Here is a 19,721-nt window from a genome sequence, read left to right as displayed (position 1 = left end):
GATCCGCCAAAAGGCCGAGCAAGGCAGGCACCGAGTTCCACACGCTCACATCATGTTCATTGATTAACTCAAGCCAATGTTGCGGATCGCGGCTCTTGTCAGCCTCCGGCACCACAAGCGCAGCACCTGTGCTCAAAGCGCCGAAAATATCATACACAGAAAGATCGAAATTAAGCGCAGAAACGCCCAAAATACGATCTTCTTGTTGCAAGCCGATCCGCTCATTGATGTCGTATATAGTGTTACACGCACCGCCATGATCAATCATCACGCCTTTTGGTTCGCCTGTCGAACCAGAGGTGAAGATGATATAGGCCAAATCATCAATGCTGCGTTCAACTGGTGCAGGCTTACGTCCGTCCGCACCTTTGTCCACAATGACAGCCTCAACATGACGCGGCAAAAGATCTGTTTCTGCAAAACCATTTTCCACCAACACAAGCCGACTGTTGGTTTTGATCAAAATCTTCTCTAACCGCGCCGCAGGTAGATTTCGGTCCAGCGGTAGATAAACACCACCCGCCATCAAAGTGCCCAATGCCGCAACAGTTTGCTGCCAGCTCGGCTCGAGGAAAATGCCAACAATATCACCAGGCGCGCAGCCCTGATCCTGCAACCGCGCCGCAAGCGCCTGCGCTTCCCGAAGCACCTCGGCATAAGTCAGCGTCCGGTCATGGGCAATCACGGCCACATTATCCGGCGTTAGGGCGGCTTGCCGCTCAAACAACCCATTCAAGGTGGTGAGGTCGGCGAGGGGGGCTGCTTGATCAAGCAGCTTCTGGTCAAACAATTCATCTGTTCTTGCCTGCCATTGAGCGCCATCGCTAAGTACGCTCAAAAGCTGGCAATAGTCAGCAAACATGGCATCCATCAACCCATCCGGAAACAGCGCGTCAATGCTGTCCCAGTTGAAGATCAGCTCGCCCTGTTCTTCCATAATGGTATGGTCCAGCCAAACCTGCGGCGTCTGCGTGATGGTATGCACATTCTCCGCATTCCAAGCCTTCACTTCGGCCTCAGCGCTCGCGCCATCAACCATCTCGGTCAGCGTGGAGTTGAACACAATTGGCAAGCCGCTCGGTTGCACGCCAAACTTGCGGCCCAACTCACGCATAATTTCAATGCCAGAAATTTTGGCATGGTCCATATCGTGCCATAAATTCTGCTGAATATTTTGCGCGAACGCCACAAACTGCTGATTCTTTTCTGCGCGCTGGCGATAAAGCAACACAGACGTGAAGTCGCCGATCACACGGTCAATCTCTGGATGCACGGGCAGCCGATTAAACAGCGGCAGTGACAGGCTGAACTCACCACTTTGGGCATAGCGATTTAGGGTCAAGCAGAAGGCCGCGAGCAGTAAGCCCGATGGTGTCACCTGCTGTTCATTGGCCACCTGCTTGAGCGCCGACCATTCGTCTTGCGACATCACTTTTTCACGACGCACAAATTCCGGCGCTTTCAAGCTTTCCGGCGTACGCACCAACGGCAATTGCGGCCCCGCTGGCATATCGTCATAGTGCGACAGCCAATAGTCTAAATCCGCGCGATAGCTCTCGCTTTTGCGGAATTCCTGTTCCGCCAGCACATAATCGCGGAAGCTAACGCCAATTTCAGGCAAATCCAAAGCTGGATCAGCATAAAAACGGTTCAGTTCATAAAGGAAAATAGACGTACTGGCCGCATCAAGAATAAGCGCATCAAGGCTCATATGGAGATGACAAAGCGTGTCGCTAAGCTGCGTCACTTCAAACCCGAATAATGGCCATTGCCCCGCATCGAAAACCTGATGCGACAAACGATTGCGGTTCGCGTCCAGTGTGCGCTCTTGCGCCGCGGCTTCCTGAACGGAAATATCGTGAACCGCAATCTTATAGGCGGGAACCTCAGCCAAAACTTGCTGCTGCCCATCATCGGTGAAAATGGCCCGCAACATATCATGGCGAGCAATCACCTTGTTTAACGCAGCCTCAAACCGTTCGACATCAAAGTCCCGAATGCGTAATTCATTGTAGGAGTGAGCGCCAACGCCACCCAAATCGAATTCATCATTACGGCCAACAAGATAGGCCTGCTGAATATCGCCCAGCGGGAAGGGCGCGTAGCGATTTTCTGGATCGGACATTAGCGTAATCTGCGTCGAAACGGTACCTTTGTTCGCTTGCCGATCAATATGCCCAGCCAACTCCTCAAGCACAGAATGACCCATCAAATCAGATAGCTTCAGATCGATCTCGAAATGCTGATTGATGCGGAAGACAAGTTTGGCCGCCAACAATGAATGGCCACCCAGCGCGAAGAAATCACCATTCGCGCCAATTTCATTCACGCCCAGTACAGCCGACCAAATCTTGCCCAGCGCGTTTTCGGTTTCTGTCCGCAACGGCGTTTTGTCAGCGGTCGCGTCTTGCCAATTCGGCGCGGGAAGCCCCTTGCGGTCAATTTTGCCGCTCGAATTCAGTGGCATTTTATCGAGGTGTTGCCACGCAGTTGGCACCATATATTCAGGCAGTTTTTCTTTCGCCAGCGCCCGCAATTCCTCTACGGAAATGGCACCCGTGAAATAGGCCGCCAGCGCCAAAGGGCCATTGGGCCGTGGACGCGCCAGCACCACACAATCCCGCACATTGGGGTGCGCACGTAGCGCAGTTTCAATTTCGCCCGGTTCCACCCGGAAACCGCGTATTTTCACCTGATCGTCTGCGCGTCCCAAATAGTGAATCACGCCACCTTCATCGCGCCGCACCAAGTCGCCGCTCTTGAACATTTTCGCGCCTTCGCGCGGCGAAAATGGGTCATCTAGAAAACGTTCAGCGGTGAGGTCGAGCCGGTTGAGATAACCCAGCGCCACATTATTGCCGCCCAAATAGAGTTCGCCCACAACCCCGTCTGGCAAAGGATTTTTGACCTCATCTAGAATATAAAGATTGGTGTTGGCAATCGGTTTGCCAATGGGCGAAACATGCGGCCAATCTTTGATACCGTCCAATGGCAAACAATGTTGGGTCACCACATGGGTTTCCGTTGGTCCGTAATGATTGTTCAACGCATATTTACCGAGCTTTGGCAGGTTCATACGCACCGCATCGGTGATCTTCAGCGCTTCACCGGCGGTGATAAATTCACACCCGCCAAACTTATCTAAATCGCCACATGTCTCCGCAATAATATGCAGCACCGCAACAGGCAAAAACGCCCGGTCAATTTTCTGCGCGGCAATAAAGCCAGACAAATTCGCAACGTCTTTTGCTGTATCTTGCGAAATTAGCACTAGGGACGACCCGGCACAAAGCGATGTGAAAATCTCCTGCATCGACACGTCAAATGTCAGCGATGCAAACTGCAGCACGCGTCTCGGCGTGATCCCATCGGTAAACTGCCAGTTGATCACATTGTCCAGCGTGCGGTGCGATTGAACCACGCCTTTCGGTGTCCCCGTGGTACCTGATGTGTAGAGTACATAGGCAGGGTCCAGCGGAGAGGGCACCGCATCTTCAAAATCCACAGGCGCTTCAGAATCCAGCAAACCTTGCAGATCCACCTGATGGACCTGAACATTAGCATCAATCGAAGCATTGGTCGCTTTTGCGTCAGATGACAAGATCAACTGCGCTTGCGCGTCGCGCAAAATAAAATCAAGTCGGTCGCGCGGATGCGACGGGTCGAGCGGCATAATCGCGCCGCCAGCTTTCAATATAGCGAAGATCGAGATGACGGTTTCAATCGCCCGGTCTGCCCAAATCCCCGCTGGCTGATCAAAGCTGTAATCTGCCTCAATCAGATCGTGGGCCAAACGATTGGCGCAATGCTCCAATTCAGCAAAGCTAAGCTGACGGCCATCCTTCTCAATCGCCAATTCGTTGGCGTGCACCGCACAAACGGCTTTGAAGCGCGGCAATGTGCGCAATGCCTCGTCATAATCGGCAACAGGTTGGAGCCATCTTTCAAGATCAGCCTGCGCGCGTTCCTTGGGCGCCAGTCCAATCTGGGCCAGCTCAGCATTCGGTTGCTGCACAAATTCCGTCAAAATATGTTCGAAATATTGCGCATATTTCTGAATTGTTTGGCGTGAAAACAAACTGGTGGCAAACTGCAGACTGCCCGCAATGTAGTCATCAAATTCCGTCGCTTCCAACAGCAAATCGAACTTTGCATTGTCGAGCTGCAGTGACATGGGCTCAAAGTCTGAAGGGCGGGTTTCACCGGATGCACCGCGCGCATTTTCCCAAGCCAGCATGTTTTGGAAAATTGGGCTATAGCTCCGCGAACGCGCAGGGTTCAACCGTTCCACAACATGATTAAACGGAATATCCGCATGCCGCTGGCCTTCTTGCAAGTTCCCAGAAGCCAGCTTAATCAACGCCGCCGGCGTGGCAATTTCAGTTTGGTCCAAACGCAATGCGAGCGTGTTGACGAAAAAGCCAATAATGTGCTCGACTTCTTTCGGCTTACGATTGGCGGTCGGCACGCCGGTCACCACATCTTTTTCGCCAGAAAGTTTGGTCAACATGTAGCTCCACGCGGAAAGGGCAACGCTAAACACTGTGGTGGCATTCTGCTGGGCGAAGGCACGCAATTGCGTCAGCAATTCTCCTTCAATCTTCACCGGAACGCTATCGCCCCTAAAATCTTGCACAGCTGGCCGCTGATAATCCGTCGGCAGGGGCAAAAGCGATGGCGCGTTGGCCAATTGTTTCGCCCAATAATCAGACTGCTCGGCGCGCTTTTCCTCGGTCAAATTCTCCCGCTGCCACGCAACAAAGTCGCTATATTGCAAATCCAACGGCGCAAGTAAGTTGGCGCCACCGCGCTTGAATGTTGCGTAAAGTTCCGAAAATTCACGCGCAAAAATATCCATCGACCAGCCATCAGAAATGATATGGTGCATCGTCACCAAAAGCAGGTCATGACCATCTTGGTTCCTGATCAAGCAGGCGCGAAGCAGGGGCGCATCCTGCAAATCAAATGGACGCGCAATTTCCGCTGCTATTTCTGCATCAACTTGGTCTGCCGCAGGTGAAATCTCGCGCCAATTAAGCGGCGGGGTAGACATATGGATTTCGAGTTGCGGCGCCCCATCCACCGAATCAAATGAAGTGCGCAACGCTTCATGGCGCTCGACTAATGCCGTCAAAGCTTGCCTAATTGCAGCCACATCCGCATCCGACGACAGCCGCCACCCCATTGGCATATTATAGGCCGCATTCTGCTCCACATCTTGCGCCAGCAGCCACAAGGATTCCTGCCCGAAGGATGGCGGCATATGTGTCACATGCTTGCGTTTGGTCAGCTTAGGAGCCTGCGCCTCTGACTGCTGCACCGTGGTCGCAAATTCTGCCAAAGTCGGATGCGCAAAAACTTGCGTCCCATCGACTTGTCGGCCAAACATTTCACTTGACTTAAGCGCCATGCGCACCGCGAGCATAGAGTGGCCGCCACGTTCAAAGAAATTGTCATTTCGACCAATAGGCGCACCACCCAAAAACGCGTGCCAGATGACGGCCAGTTTTTCTTCAATCTCGCCAATAGGCGCTGCGTATTCCTGACTTATCTCAGGTTGCGGAAGGCGGTCGCTATCAATCTTGCCGTTGGTGGTCAGCGGAAAACTGTCCATCGGCACCAGATGTGCAGGCACCATAAAATCGGGCAATGCAGCTCGCAGATGCGACGCCAGCGCGTCCATATCCACTTGGCCAACCACATAGGTAACCAACTGGCCATTTCGTTCGCAAACAAAAACCTGCTTGGCCCCGAAACCTAAAATGGCATGTTCCAACTCGCTAGGTTCAATGCGATAGCCGCGGACTTTGATCTGCTGATCTATTCGCCCAAGAAACTCAATTTGCCCATCTGCATTTAAACGGCCTAAATCGCCCGTGCGAAACAAAATTTCGCCGTTCGTCTGCCGAACAAATTTAGCCTCGGTCAAATCATCCTGCTGCCAATAACCGCCAGCCAAACATTCTCCACGTATGCAGATTTCACCCTCCGCACCTTGTGGCAACACGCTCAAATCCGGCCCGCAGACTAAGGCGGCGTTTACCCCAATTGGCGCACCTATTGGCAAGCTGTTTGTACTGTCCTCAATTTGACGCACGTCAAAATAAAGCGCATCCACCACCGTTTCGGTCAGCCCATAGGCGTGCACAATGTGGCAGCTTGCGGGGCATATCGCGCGCAGACGAAGTGCATGATCCAGCGGCCAATGGTCAGAGCCACAAAGGATTAGCCGAAACTGACTAAAGCAGTCACTGGCCAATTCTGTATCTTCGGTCAAACTGTCCAAAACAGCAGGCACAAAGTCTGCGGCGTTAATGCCTTCTCGCTTAATCAGCCCCGCCAACCCGCTAGGGTCAGACAAGGTCTTCTTAGGGCACAAAACCAATTTGCCGCCAAAGCACAAAGTACGGAAGAAATCAGCAATCGCAACATCGAAGCCAAAGCTGGCCATCTGCAGCACATTCATGCGCGCATCAAAGCCAAATTCATGCCGCCAATTCTGTGCCATTTGCGCGAATGCACCATGGCGCACGAAAACGCCTTTGGGCGTGCCGGTAGAGCCAGACGTATAGATGATATAAGCCAATTGATCCCGCAACGCCTCAGTAGCGGGCAACTCAAGGCCATCTGTATCAATGCACTCAGCAAATCGCACCATCGGCACATCATCAAAAGCAGAGGTATCTGCATCGCTCACAATGACAGCTTTCGCATTACAATCCCGCACAATGAAAGCCTTGCGTGCGGCAGGGTAGGTATAATCAATCGGCACAAAGCAGGCGCCAATTTTCAAAATGGCCTGTGCCGCAATAAACATTTCCGCTGATCGCGGCAGACAAATCGCAACCCGATCGCCAACGGCAATGCCTTTGGCCAGCAACAAATTCGCCATCTGATCAGCACGATGCTGAAATTCCGCATATTTAATGGACCGTTCACCGTCTCGTACAGAAATTTGATCCGGTCGAGCTTCGGCTTGCTGAGCAATCAAATCATGCACCAATGGCGCGTCATCTTCAGTTTGGCTTAGCCCAATAAGGCGAGAAGGTTTGGCAAACAAACTTGCCGATAAATGGACAAACTCATCACCATCGCGCTCAACCAGCTGCTCCAAGATGTGGTGAAAGCGATTAGAAAGCGCATCCACTTCCTCAGGTGAAAACAGCGTTGTCGCAAATTCAAATTCGCCTTTTATCTGATTGCCCCGCAGCACCAGATCCAAAGTAAGATCCAATTGCGCCGTCTGGCCGCCAAGTGAGCTTGGCGTAGCAACACAATCACCAAACTTTAACTCGCCATCATCAGATTGCGCCCAAGAAAACATGGTTTGAAAAAGAGGGCTATGTGATGGATGTCGCGGCGGATTTACAGCCTCAATAATCTGGTCGAATTGAATATTTTGATGGTTCTGCGCCGCCAAAAACACTGACTGTACCTGCCGTACCAATTGGTCGGCTGACTGGTCAAACAGAGTGCCAAAGCGCAGCGGCAATGAATTGACCAGCGGTCCAAAACTATTGCGCAATTCCGGCAAATTCCGCCGCGAAACTGGCGTGCCGGTCACCACATCATATTGATGCGCCTGCGTTTGCAGCAAAATCACCCAGGCAGCGAGAGCAGTCGTAAAATCAGTGACACCAGCTTGGCGTGAAAAGGATTGAACCTTCGCAGTGACATCCGCGTTGAGCGTAAACGCCAGCGTTTGCCCCTCAAATTCAGCCACCTTTGGTCGCTTCTTATTTGAGGCTGGCGTAGACAGCGCTGGGCAGTCCGCCAAATTTTGTTGCCAGAACTGCTTTTCAGTCGCCAATTGCGTTTTCGCAGCTTTGTCCTGCTCCCATGCCGCAAAGTCGGCATAAGGCAAGGCGTCAGCTTTTGCAGGCGCTTGAGCTCCAGCAACAAGCGCGCTGTACTCTGCAGCAACGTCTCGCAGCATAAGGCCCAAACTATCGCGATCAGCCACCGTATGGTGCGCCAACACAAGCAAAACATGGTCATCATCGCCAACGCTAAACAAATGCGCTTTCACCAGCGGACCGCGGCGCAAATCCATTGGGGTGGTGACAGCTTTGCTGATCTGCGCGTGGCGCTGCGCAATGCTTTCCGCATGTTCAAAACCCAAAGGGAAGGGCGTTCCAACGGCAGCTATATGCTGTACCAGTCCGTCACTCGACATCTCGAATGACGTGCGCACCGCTTCATGGCGATCAGAAAAACCTTGAAAGGCCTGAGCGAGCATATCCTGATCAATATGGCCGTCCAAATGCAACATGGCCTGCAAAACATAGGCGGCGCTTGCATCTTCTCCCTGAGAGAGCAACCAGAACATCTTTTGCGCAGCGGAGGCAGGCAATGGCCGTCCATCACGCGGCAAACGGGGAATGCCCGCTTTAGCCTTCACCTGCTTCAAACGATCGCGCGAAAACCGTGACTTCTTTGATGGTGCTGAAATTGTTTGCCCACTCATTGTGTCGTCCCGTCTAATTGATCTTGCAGGTAAAATTCTTCTAAATATGCAGCCAGACTGGCGATGGTTGGCCGTTCAAAAATCACCTTTACATCCACATGCTCTTCCAGCATTTCGCGCAAAATGGTGATCACCCGAATGGCCAACATGGAATGCCCGCCAATGGTGAAAAAGTTCGCATGGCGGCCAATATTTTCCAGCCCTAAAATATCGGTCCAAATCTCCTCCAAGGTGGCTTCAACTTCACCTTGCGGCGGCTCATCCGAAGGCGCGGGCAGCATTCCAATTTCAAGATCTGCTAGCGTGCGCCGATCAATTTTGCCATTGGGGGTAAGCGGAAATTGTTCAAGCTGAATAATCAAGGAGGGCACCATATAGTCCGGCAACACGTGCGCCAGCTCAGCGCTCAAAGCGCTTGGATCTCCATTGGAGACAAAAGCGATCAGCCGATTGTCACGCATTTGGCACACAGCATTCTGCACTCCAAGTCCGTTCAACCGCGCCTCAATCTCTCCGAGTTCAACACGATAACCGCGAACCTTTACCTGGCTGTCTGTGCGTCCCAAAAAGGCCAGTGTGCAGTCCAGCTGCAGCTGAACCAAATCGCCTGTCTTATATAGGCGCTGCGTGGAACCCGAAATTTGAACAAACGCCTTCTGCGTCAACTCATCCGCATGCAGATAGCCCAAAGCGAGCGCATCGCCACCAATATAGAGTTCGCCTTTGTTTCCAGCAGCCACAGCACGCTGATTTTGATCCAGCACATACAACGAGATATTTTGCAACGGCGTGCCAATAGATACGGTACCATTAGTTTCTTCGCCGCTATATTCATAAGCGCTCGCCCAAACAGTGGCCTCTGTCGGACCATACACATTGGTCAATTTGGCGTTAGGAAAAGTCGATTTTGCCGCGTGAAATAGTGCCGTTGAGCTTGCCTCTCCACCGCAAAGGACATGCCGGACATGCGCAAATTTTCTGTTATGGTCCACCAGTAGCGACAACATGGATGGCACCATCTGCACAAAGCTGACGCCTTCAGTCTCAACCAACTCAGCAATAGATACCGCATCCAGCTCTTGACCCGGTGCCGTTAGCACGACACCCGCGCCAACACTCAGCGGCGCAAGAATTTCAGTCACCGCGATATCGAAACTAAGTGAGGTTACCTGCAACACACGATCATCACGCGTCATCTCAAATTGCGTGGCAATTGCATCAAGATAATTGCAAAGGCTGTGATGACCGATCTCCACACCTTTTGGCACACCTGTAGAGCCAGACGTATAAATGACATATGCCGCATCGGTGGCAATTAGCATAGGCGATTGCGCATTTGATGCCGAATAAAACTGCTGATCCCGAAGTGAAAATTGATCAGCGAATAAGCCACTATTGATCTCTTCAGTAAAAATCAAATGCGGACACGCACTCGCCACAATCTGCTTCAATCGAGCAGCCGGATAACTCGGATCAAGTGGCAAATAGGCGGCTCCCAGCTTATGAACAGCAAGGATCGCTTCAATCATGCGCGGTCCACGCGCGACATGAATTCCCACCAAACTACCGGAGCCAACCTCATGAGAGGCCAGTTTTTCCGCCAATTGGTCCGCGGCCACATCTAACTCGGCATAGCTGATGCTTTGGCCTTCAAAACGAATGGCCGTTGCGTCGCCATCCATTAGTACCCAATGGGCAAACCGCTCGATAAATGTGGTCGCATTGATGTCGGCATTGGGCCCGACGAGGGCGGGTTCCAACTGCGCTAGCGGCAATAATTGATCAAGCGATGCCTCCGGTTCTGCCATCGCTTTTTCAAGAAATTCAATAAACCCGTCGGCCAAATTTTGAATTCGCTCTGCGTTAAAAATATCAGTCGCAAAATTGATATTGAAGTTGATCACATCGCCGCGCCGAACGCCCACTGACAAATCAAATTTGGCCTCAGTTTCCACCGGATCAATCATCCGCATTTGAGCGCCGCCCAAATCGATTTCACCGCTCTCGCTATTGTCCTGCACCATCATGATTTGCAAAATCGGACTATGGGCAAAGCTGCGTTCAGGTTGAAGGCGGTCAACCAGCTTTTCAAACGGAAGCGATTGGTGCGCCATATCTTCTTGAAATCGAGAATGGGCGGAACACAGGAAATCACTGAACGAAGTGGAAAAATCAGGTTGCACCCGCAAAGCAACAGAATTGACGAAATTGCCGATGATGCTCTCAAACGCGTCACGCTCACGGTTGGCTACAGCCGTACCGATCACAATGTCAGCTTGCCCTTGCACATGGCAGAGATAGGCCGCGAATGCGTTAAACAGGGCGGCAAATTCGGTCACACCAAGTTGCGCAGCGAGAGCATCAAGCTTGCTCGAGACCTCCTCATTCAGTGTGGCGGAAATCGTTTGCCCCTTATGCGAAGGCTGCGCAGGGCGTGGCGCATCCAATGGCAGTTGATGCAATTGCGGCGCGTCTTCCAACCGATCTAACCAATAAGCAAGATCCTGATCGCCATCATAATGTTCATGTTGCCAAACCGCGACGTCAGCAAAATTCAAACCAGCGACGGCTTCTGGTTGGCGACCATTGAAAAACGCCTGAAGCTGGTCAATCAAAATACCAACAGACGTGCCATCAAACGCAATATGGTGCACCGCAATAAACAAACGCGATTTATAATGATTCAAAATAGCCAGCGCCGCCCGGAAAATCTGCCCCGAAGATAAGTCAAATGGCGCGTTTAACGTCTGTTCCTCAAGCGTGCTTAATTGCGCCACGGCATCTTGGCTTTGGCGCAAATCTGAAACGCTTAGAACGCCAGCTTTAAAGGGCATTACTTGCTGGTAGGCTTGATCAACTTTTTGCAGATATGCAGTCCGCAAAATCGGATTTTGTTCGACAAACCGATCAAAAAATATCGCTAATTTTTCAACATCAATTTCGCCATCAATCTCAAACACCAAGGGTATGGTGTAGAACCGACCATGGGCATCAATCTGGTCAATCGCCCACATGCGTTCCTGAGAAAAGGATAGCGGCAGCGGTTGCGACAAATCCTGCCGTTCAATTGCATTCGGCACCGCGTCAACATTCGTTTGTTTGGCATCCAATGCTGAAGCGATTGCCTCAATCGTTAGATTCTTGATCACATCGCGCAGTGCGAGCTGGCTGCCAAAATGCTGATTGACCTGATTGAGCATCTTGATGGCCAGAAGCGAATAACCACCGAGGGCAAAAAAGCTGGCGCGTACGTCAACCACATCACGCTCAAGCAGTTTGCACCATAACGCGCATAAGTCTTGCTCAGCCTGATTGCGCGGCGCGGTGCCTTGTTGCACTTGTTGCGTAATATCCCGTGCGGGCAGGCCTTTCCGGTTAATTTTGCCACTACTGGTCAGAGGCATGTCATCAAGCACAATATAGTGAGCAGGCATAAAACTTGGCGGCAGATGCTCTGCAAGAAAACTGGCCAGCACGCCACTTACTTGCCCCGGCTCTAGCGACGTTTGAACATAAGCCAGCAATTGCTTGCTGCCATCAGGCAGGGCATTTGCAACAACCGCCGCTTGGCTCACGGCTTCATGCTGCATCAGCGCCGTTTCAACTTCTTCCAGTTCAATGCGCACACCGTTGATTTTAACCTGGAAGTCACGGCGACCAACAATTTTAATGGTCCCATCAGCGCATCGTTTCGCCACATCGCCCGTGGCATAGGTCCGCACAGTCTGTCCACTAACATTAAGCTGACCGAACCGTTCTGCTGTCAGCTTCTCATTGTCGAGATAATGCAGGCCCACTTGCGCACCCGACAGCACCAATTCGCCTTCACAATGGGCCGGGCAAGGGTTGCCATATGCATCAAGCACATGGGTACCAGTATTCGGCAGCGGCTTGCCAACATGCACGTCTTCGCAGTCGCCAAGCGCGGCCGCCAAAACATAACCGGTGCATTCACACGGGCCGTAAATATTGATCAGATTTAGGTCAGGATTAGCGGCAAATAGATTGGATTTCAGCTGCGCAGTAAGGGCTTCGCCGCCAGAAATAATGGTCTGTTGCGCCGTCGGGTGCCAACCATCATCAAGCAGATATTGCCAAGTCGTTGGTGTGGCGAACAAATAATCAACGGCAAGCCGTTCTTGATCTTGGTTCAGCAGTTTTCCGTCACGAAACCGCGTTGGTTCAAACAGCGCAATGGACCCTCCAAACGCCAACGCTACATAAATCTCAAAAAGATGGGCATCAAAAATGAGGGTGGACGCCACGCCGAAACATTGTTTGGAGGTAAAACCAAACCGCTCCTTGCTAGCAAAAATCAAATTGGTCAGTGCACTGGCGGGCAACGCTGCGCCCTTCGGTTTGCCCGTCGATCCGGACGTAAACACAAATACAGCTGGCATTTCACTGTGCCAACCATCAACTGCTCGGTTCGGGTTTTTCGCTACAATGCGTCCATCAGGCTCAACGCAAATAAGTTGCGCGAACTCCGCACATTGCTGCGCGGTGCCAATCAATTGCGTGCATTCCGTATCCTGAATAATCTGCTCATTGCGTGCCGCCGGATTATTGCTATCCAGCACCACATAGGCACCGCCGATTTTTTGCACGGCGATCAAAGCAATCAGATTGTCAGCCTCGTCGCCCACAAAAATCCCCACACGACTGCCGACATGCGCACCATTCGCGATCAATTGAGCTACCAGCCCATTGGCATGCGCGTTCAGGTCAGCATAACTCAGCTGTTGAACAGCACCATCTTTGCTGAGCCAAGCGCAGGCCTTTGCGTCTGGTGTTTCCTCAACCTGTTTTTCAAACAGGTCTGCAAAACCTAGCTCAAGCGGATAGGGGGCCGATACGCTGTTGAGTGCATCCCAGTTTTCCCGAACTTTAGGTGCTAGCAAGGCTACCTCGGCGAGCTTTTGATCAGGTTCGCTTGTCAAACAATCCAAGGCATAAGCATATGTTTGGGCAATAGCTTCAATGGTTTCCTGCTCAAAAAGCTTGTCAGCATATAGCCAATTTGCAACCAGGCCACCATCAGACGTGCCAGTCAAATGCAATTCAATTTCAAATCCAAGATGATGCGCGTCGAGGTCAATTTTCTCGCCTATTTTCCCATCCAACGTAGGGCAAGCCTCGGCTTCCTCAGCGAGAGAAAAGATCAATTGGGTGAGGGGTGTAAAACTCGCTTCACCTGCAAAGCCAAGCTGTTCAATAATCTGCTCAAAATGCAAATCTTGATGGGCCTGCGCGGCCAAATTGCTTTTGTGCACACAGCTAACGAACTCGCGAAAACTTAACTGATGATCCGCCTGCACCCGCAGCGGCACCATATTGGCGAAAAAGCCGATCAGATTGTCAAGCTTTGCACCTTGTCTGCCTGCCACAGGCGTGCCAATCACGCAATCTTCAGTCTGGCTATATCGGGCCACCACCACATAAAACGCAGCCAACATCACCGAATAAAGGCTGCATTCGCACGCACGTGCCAAATCACGCAATCCCTCCAAAGTAGTGCGATCAACCGGCATAGATAGTAGCCGCCCAGAAAAACTCGCTTGAGATGGACGTGCATGGTCGGGCTTGATGGTGTTGAGAATTGACGCGCCGTCCAGTTGCTCGCGCCAAAACATGCGGCTTTTTTCCGACCAGTCTTTGTCGCTCTGCCACCGCGCAAAATCCATATATTGAAAAGGAATGTCCGGCAGGATCTGGCCTTCGTTAGCGTTGTAAAGAGCCGCCAGTTCTTTGTAAAAACAATCGAACGACCATCCATCAAACACCAAATGGTGAAAGGCAAAAAACAGATAGTTCGTATCTTGCTGCTTTAGCAGCCCAGCGTAGCCAACCATGCCCTTGCCAATATCCAACGGCACGGCCATTTGCTTGGCAATCCAACTGTCAAAGTCTCCTGCTTCTTGAACATCAAAAGCGAACTCAATATCAGCAACGGGAGTTTGCGTCGCTTCACCTGAATCATCAATCGAAAACGTTGAACGCAAGATTGTGTGTCGATCCAAGATAGCATTTAGCGCCCGTTCAAGCCGCTCAACGTCTAACTGCCCATCAAAGCGATAGGCGGCGCGCATCACATATGTATCTTGCAGATCAAACGCTGTTTCTTGATAAAAAACACGTCTCTGCGTATGGGATAAAGGCGCGGCGGAAGTTGGATCACCAGCTTGCGGGCCGTCATTTTTCTGTGCAGGCGCCCGTTCTTCAAAAAAAGCGATCAAGTCCGATTTGCGGCCCATAATGGCTTGGCGCAAATCATCGCTTGGCGGTCGAATGCGCGCGCGAAATTTGAGCTTCCCAGCTTCCACATAAAGCTGAATGCCTTCTGCCTTGGCTTGCCGCAAAAGCTCAAGAACCATCAGAACTCACCGTCAAATTGATAATCAGCTTCTGGTTCGGCGAGGCTGCCCTTTATCAGATCAATATATTCCGCCAAATCCTGCACAGTCGCATGGTCGAAAAAGTCATTCACTTTAAGTTCGACATTAAACTGATCGCGAATGCGTCCAATCAACCGAATGGCCAAAAGCGAATGTCCGCCCACTGTGAAGAAATTATCGGCAATGCTGAGTTTTTCAACATTTAGCGCTGCACACCAAAGCGCATGCAAATCTGTTTCAGTTTGCGTTTCTGGCGCAACATATTGCGCGGTCTGGCCAATTGTTTCTGGCAGCGCTTTAACGTCCACCTTGCCTTGAGGCGTCAGCGGCAGGCGATCCAACACCATGATCGTATTGGGCACCATATATTTCGGCAACACCTTGGCAAGTTGCGCTTTCAAATGACGTGTTAGCTTGTCTTCATCGACATTGCTCGTCACCGTCACATAAGCGCAAAGTGCGCTGTTTTTCACCGCAACCGCCGCCTGCGCCACATCAGGATGGATTTGCAAACGGCTTACAATTTCTGCAGGCGCAATCCGATAGCCACGCAGTTGAATTTCGTCATCAATACGACCCAAAAATTCCAACTGCCCATTATGGCGCCAACGTACTTTGTCGCCAGTCCGATAAAATCTTTCATTCGGCCATTCGGCAAATTGCACGAAAGACTTAGCGGTCTCAGCCGGCAAATTGAGATAACCCTTGGCAATGCCTGAACCACCGATCACCAATTCTCCCGGCGCGCCAACCGGGCATAACCGTTTGCCATCCATCACCAAAGCACTTGTATAAGCAGCAGGTCGACCGATAGGTGGCGCCCCAGGCTCTTTGTGCGGCACTTCATAAAACGTGGCGTCAATGGTGGTTTCAGTCGGGCCATAAAGATTGAGCAGTTTCGCATCAAATCCGTCAGGCAAACGAACAGCAGAAAGTCGATCACCACCCGCGGCCAAAACCTTCAAACTATCCGGCCAAGTTACATCGCTGTTGAATGCTTCTTCCAGCAGTCCGGTCGGCAAACAGGCCACGCTGGCATGTTGCTCCCGCATCAACTGCATCAAACCGCCCAAATCATCGCGTTCCTGATCCGCAATCAGCGAAACACTGCCACCTGCAAGCAGCAGGGGCCAAATTTCGCCGTGATATGCATCAAACCCCGTGTGAGAAAGGCTAACACCGCGCGATTGCGCATCAAGCGCCATAATCGACATCAGATGAGCGCATTCGTCCAACAAGCTATTCGCGTAAATTTCCACGCCCTTTGGCTGCCCGGTAGAGCCTGACGTGTAATTCACATAAGCCAAATGCCCATCTTGCAACGGTCGGTCTCCAAAGCTTGCCTCTGAAGCACGTGCCTCATTGATCTCCATGCATTCGAAAGACTGTGCTTGCGGCGGCAACGCCTCGTCCCAAAGCACAATGCTTGGTGCACTATCGCGCAACATATGCTCAATGCGGGCATCGGGCAGGGACGGATCAAGGCAAACAATGGTGCCCTGAAGTTTCTGCACCGCAACCATCGCTACAATTTGCGCCATGCCCCGCGCCGCATAAATCGCCACACGACCATTGGGCTGCACCTTATGTTCAAGAGCTGCCGCAAGAGAATCAGAACGCGCATCCAATTGGCGATAGCTCATCACCTCATGGCCAGCCCGTAATGCAATATGGTCGCCCTGGGTTTTAAGCTGCTCATTGAGCGCCTCGACAAAACTCTTGCCATCAAGTTGGGCCCGAACATGCGAAGGCACATCATAGCCACGTCCCCAATCAAACAGCAGAACATCCTTTTGTTCTGTCGTCAGGCTCGGCACGTCGGCAAGGGCCATTTCCCGAGTTTCACACAGGGCCAAAAACACCTGTTTAAAGCTCTCAACAAAATTGCGAATTTCATCAGCATGATAAATATCGCTGCGATATTCCCAGAGAAACGAGACCATATCATTGTCTGTGAAATGCTTGTCACGGTTCACCACCAAGCAGTCCAAATCAAACTTGGTGGTTTTGGAAATCACCGTTTCATCTTTGCGCCAGCGCAGCCCGTCAATGTCATCCACATCAATGGGCGCATCATGGAAGCCAAGCAAAACATTGAATAAGGGATTCTGCCCGCCAAACCTTTCTGGGTTAAGCGCCTCAACCACGGCACCAAAAGGCATTTCCTGATTGGCATAGGCGGCATCAATTGTCTTTTGCGTGTGCTGAATAAATGAAAGTGCGTCTTGATCAGGATCGATTTTGGCGCGAAGCACCAACGTGTTCACCAACATGCCAAGGACTGATTGGCTGTTGAGCCAATTTCGGTTAGCAAATGGTGCCCCGAAAACAATGTCTTGCTCGCCCGAATATTGCCACAGCATCAAGTTGAGCACCGATGAGATGAAGCCAAAAGGCGTTACACCAATTTCCCGGCACATATCCTCACATCTTGCCCACTCAGCGCGGGTGAAATCGATGCGCTCATAACCGCCTTCAAAGCCAAGTCGCGTAGACTTCTTACCAAATATCGACACCGCACGTGGCGCATCTGCAAGTTGTTCAACCCAATAGGCCTTTTGCCGCTCCGCATCAGGTGAGGTGAGCCATTTCGTTTGTGTGAGCAAAAAGTCCGAATATTGCGGCGGTTCTGCTGGAGAGTATTCGTAATCAGGCGAAGCAAAATGATGATACCAGCCCATCAATTCTGCCGTGAACTCAGAGCCGCCCCATCCATCATGCACGATGTGATGTTCTTGATGTAGCAGTGCGTGGTGCTGGTCAGAAAATTTGATCAAAGCAAACCGTGCCAGTGGCAGTTTGCTCAAATCAAAAATACCCGGCAGCACTTCGGCAAATGTCTGCTTGATAAAATTATCGCGCGCATCTGCTGAAACATGCGTGGCATCGATGCTCGGATATTCAACCTTGTGATGCTGCAAAATTTGCTGAACGGGTTCACCCTGATCTTCGAAAAAGATTGTGCGATAGATCTCGTGCCGATCAAAAATCTTCTGCGCCGCTTTCAGCATCGCATCAGGATCAAACGCGCCTTCAAAATGATGCACGGCTTCGGCAAGATAGGCTTTGCTGGTCGGGTCTTGGTTGAACATATACCAAGCCGCATTTTGCTGCTGCGACAGCGGCAAAACATCTGTGTCACGTTGGTTCAGTTCAATCTGCACAATATCGGCCGCATCGCGTTCCAGCAGATCAATCAACGCGGCAAGTGTCGGTGCCTTCCGAAAGTCGCCAACTGCAACTCTGCGGCCAGTTAGCTTCGATAGTTTGGCCAAAAGCCGCATCGCGCCAACTGAATCGCCACCAAGCTGGAAGAAGTCTTGATCCAACTCGACATGCTCTCGTCCAACTTCATGCAAGAAAGCCGCACGCGCCGCACTTTCCAAATCATCGTCTGAATAGTCGATTTCAGCATCAGCAGTCGCGAGGGCTGCCAGAGCTTTGCGATCAACTTTGTGATTCAATGTGTAAGGCAAGCGATCCAAAAATTTGAAATATTTAGGGAAATGAGACTCAGGAAGCCGCTTAGACAGTACGTCATTCAACCGCGGCAACAACTCATTCTCGTCAGCATTTGCCACCACGAACGCCACAAGATGTCGGTCACTGCTATTGTCACCAACGGCAAGCACAGCCGCCTCACGCACCTCGTTTTGCTCCAACAACACAGTTTCAATGGCATTGGTTTCAACGCGCGCACCGCGAATTTTCGCTTGAAAGTCTGTCCGGCCGACAAACTTAAAGGTGCCGTCTGGGACTGCCTGAACTTCATCGCCCGTAAAATATCGAACGAGGCCATCGTCGCCTTTTACAAAGTGTTCAGCGGTTTGTTCAGGCGCGCCCATATAGCCATTCGCAAGGCCAAAGCCACTAATCACCAATTCAAGGCTTTCCGGGTCTTGAGACAATTGGACATGCTTCAAAGACGAGCCCAAACTGATCGGCATGTTCGGTTCAATTTTGCAAAGGCTGGTGCAAACCGAAGCTTCTGTTGGTCCATAACCATTGAAAGTTGGACAAATCGCGGCCCAATCCCACAGCAATTGATCATCAAGCTTGTCGCCAACGCAAATTAACGCGTCCAACGCATAATCTTGCCGTTGCGGCAAGTAAGGTGCGAGGGCAGCGGGCAACGTCAAATGCGTAACATTTTCAGCCACGAGAAATGATGCCAATTCCTCTGGCGCCAACCGGGCAGCCTCCGGCACTATCGCCAATTCGGCCCCATGCAAATAGGCCTCTAAAAATTCCAGCACCGAAGAATCGAAAGAGAGGCCCGTGAATTGCGCAATAATCGATTTGGAATTAATCTCCGTGCGCGCACCGAATTCCGCTGCGGCCATCAACATGGCATCCAGTGCCAACATCACGCCCTTGGGCTTTCCCGTCGTGCCAGACGTAAACAGCACGAATCCCACATCGCCAGCTTCCAGCGGTGTAGGCGGCGTTACTTGTGCGACTTTAATTGCCTCAAGGCTTTCAAACGTCTGAAAACTTGTGTCCGCCCAGCTTTCAGGCTGATCGGCAATCACCAATCCGCACTGCGCGGTTTCAACCAAATCTCGTTTATACTCTTCACCATGTGCCGGATCGATCGGCACCACAACGCAGCCCGCTTTAAGGCACGCCAACATGACAATAAAAACATTCGGCCCGCGGTGTAGCGAAATGCCGATGGTGGCACGTCCAAGTTCGTGCGCGATAGTAAGGTTTAGGCTACTGATTGTCGCTGCCAGCGCGGCAGCACTTCGCTCTAAGCTGCCATAATCCATTTTCTGCCCTTCATATGAAAGGGCGGTCCGGTTCAAATCCAAATGGTTGGCCGGTGTGGAGCGAAATGGATTTATAAAATCTGGCAT

Annotated in this window: 3 protein-coding genes (1 of these 3 cut by a window edge); all 3 read right to left on the bottom strand. The window is 51.5% G+C overall.

The window, feature by feature from the left end:
* Tightly spaced (each overlapping or abutting the next), the 3 genes in view from ACP15Y_RS01580 to ACP15Y_RS01570 form a layout consistent with a single transcriptional unit that may run on beyond the window.
* Positions 1–8,467: the 5' portion of an amino acid adenylation domain-containing protein gene (locus ACP15Y_RS01580; protein ID WP_424981263.1), read on the bottom strand. 1,757 nt of this gene lie to the left of the window's left edge; only the first 8,467 of its 10,224 coding nucleotides appear in the window; the start codon lies at positions 8,465–8,467; its stop codon lies beyond the left edge, outside the window.
* Complete coding sequence (locus tag ACP15Y_RS01575; protein ID WP_424981262.1) at positions 8,464–14,841, bottom strand: amino acid adenylation domain-containing protein; 6,378 nt, start codon at positions 14,839–14,841, stop codon at positions 8,464–8,466. Before ACP15Y_RS01575 ends, ACP15Y_RS01580 begins: the two co-directional genes overlap by 4 nt.
* Positions 14,841–19,721 (bottom strand): amino acid adenylation domain-containing protein, encoded by a 4,881-nt coding sequence (locus ACP15Y_RS01570; protein ID WP_424981261.1) that lies wholly within the window; start codon positions 19,719–19,721, stop codon positions 14,841–14,843. The genes ACP15Y_RS01575 and ACP15Y_RS01570 overlap by 1 nt, the downstream gene beginning before the upstream one ends.

Origin of the sequence: Maritalea sp. S77 (assembly GCF_049801075.1) — a bacterium.
GTDB lineage: Bacteria > Pseudomonadota > Alphaproteobacteria > Rhizobiales > Devosiaceae > Maritalea.
This window is presented reverse-complemented; position numbering and strand designations above follow the sequence as displayed.

What these genes read in the sequence shown, in the direction of transcription:
- ACP15Y_RS01575 (WP_424981262.1), bottom strand. Translation starts at nt 14,841, where the DNA reads ATGGTTCTTGAGCTTTTGCGGCAAGCCAAGGCAGAAGGCATTCAGCTT.
- ACP15Y_RS01570 (WP_424981261.1), bottom strand. Translation starts at nt 19,721, where the DNA reads ATGCCAGATTTTATAAATCCATTTCGCTCCACACCGGCCAACCATTTG.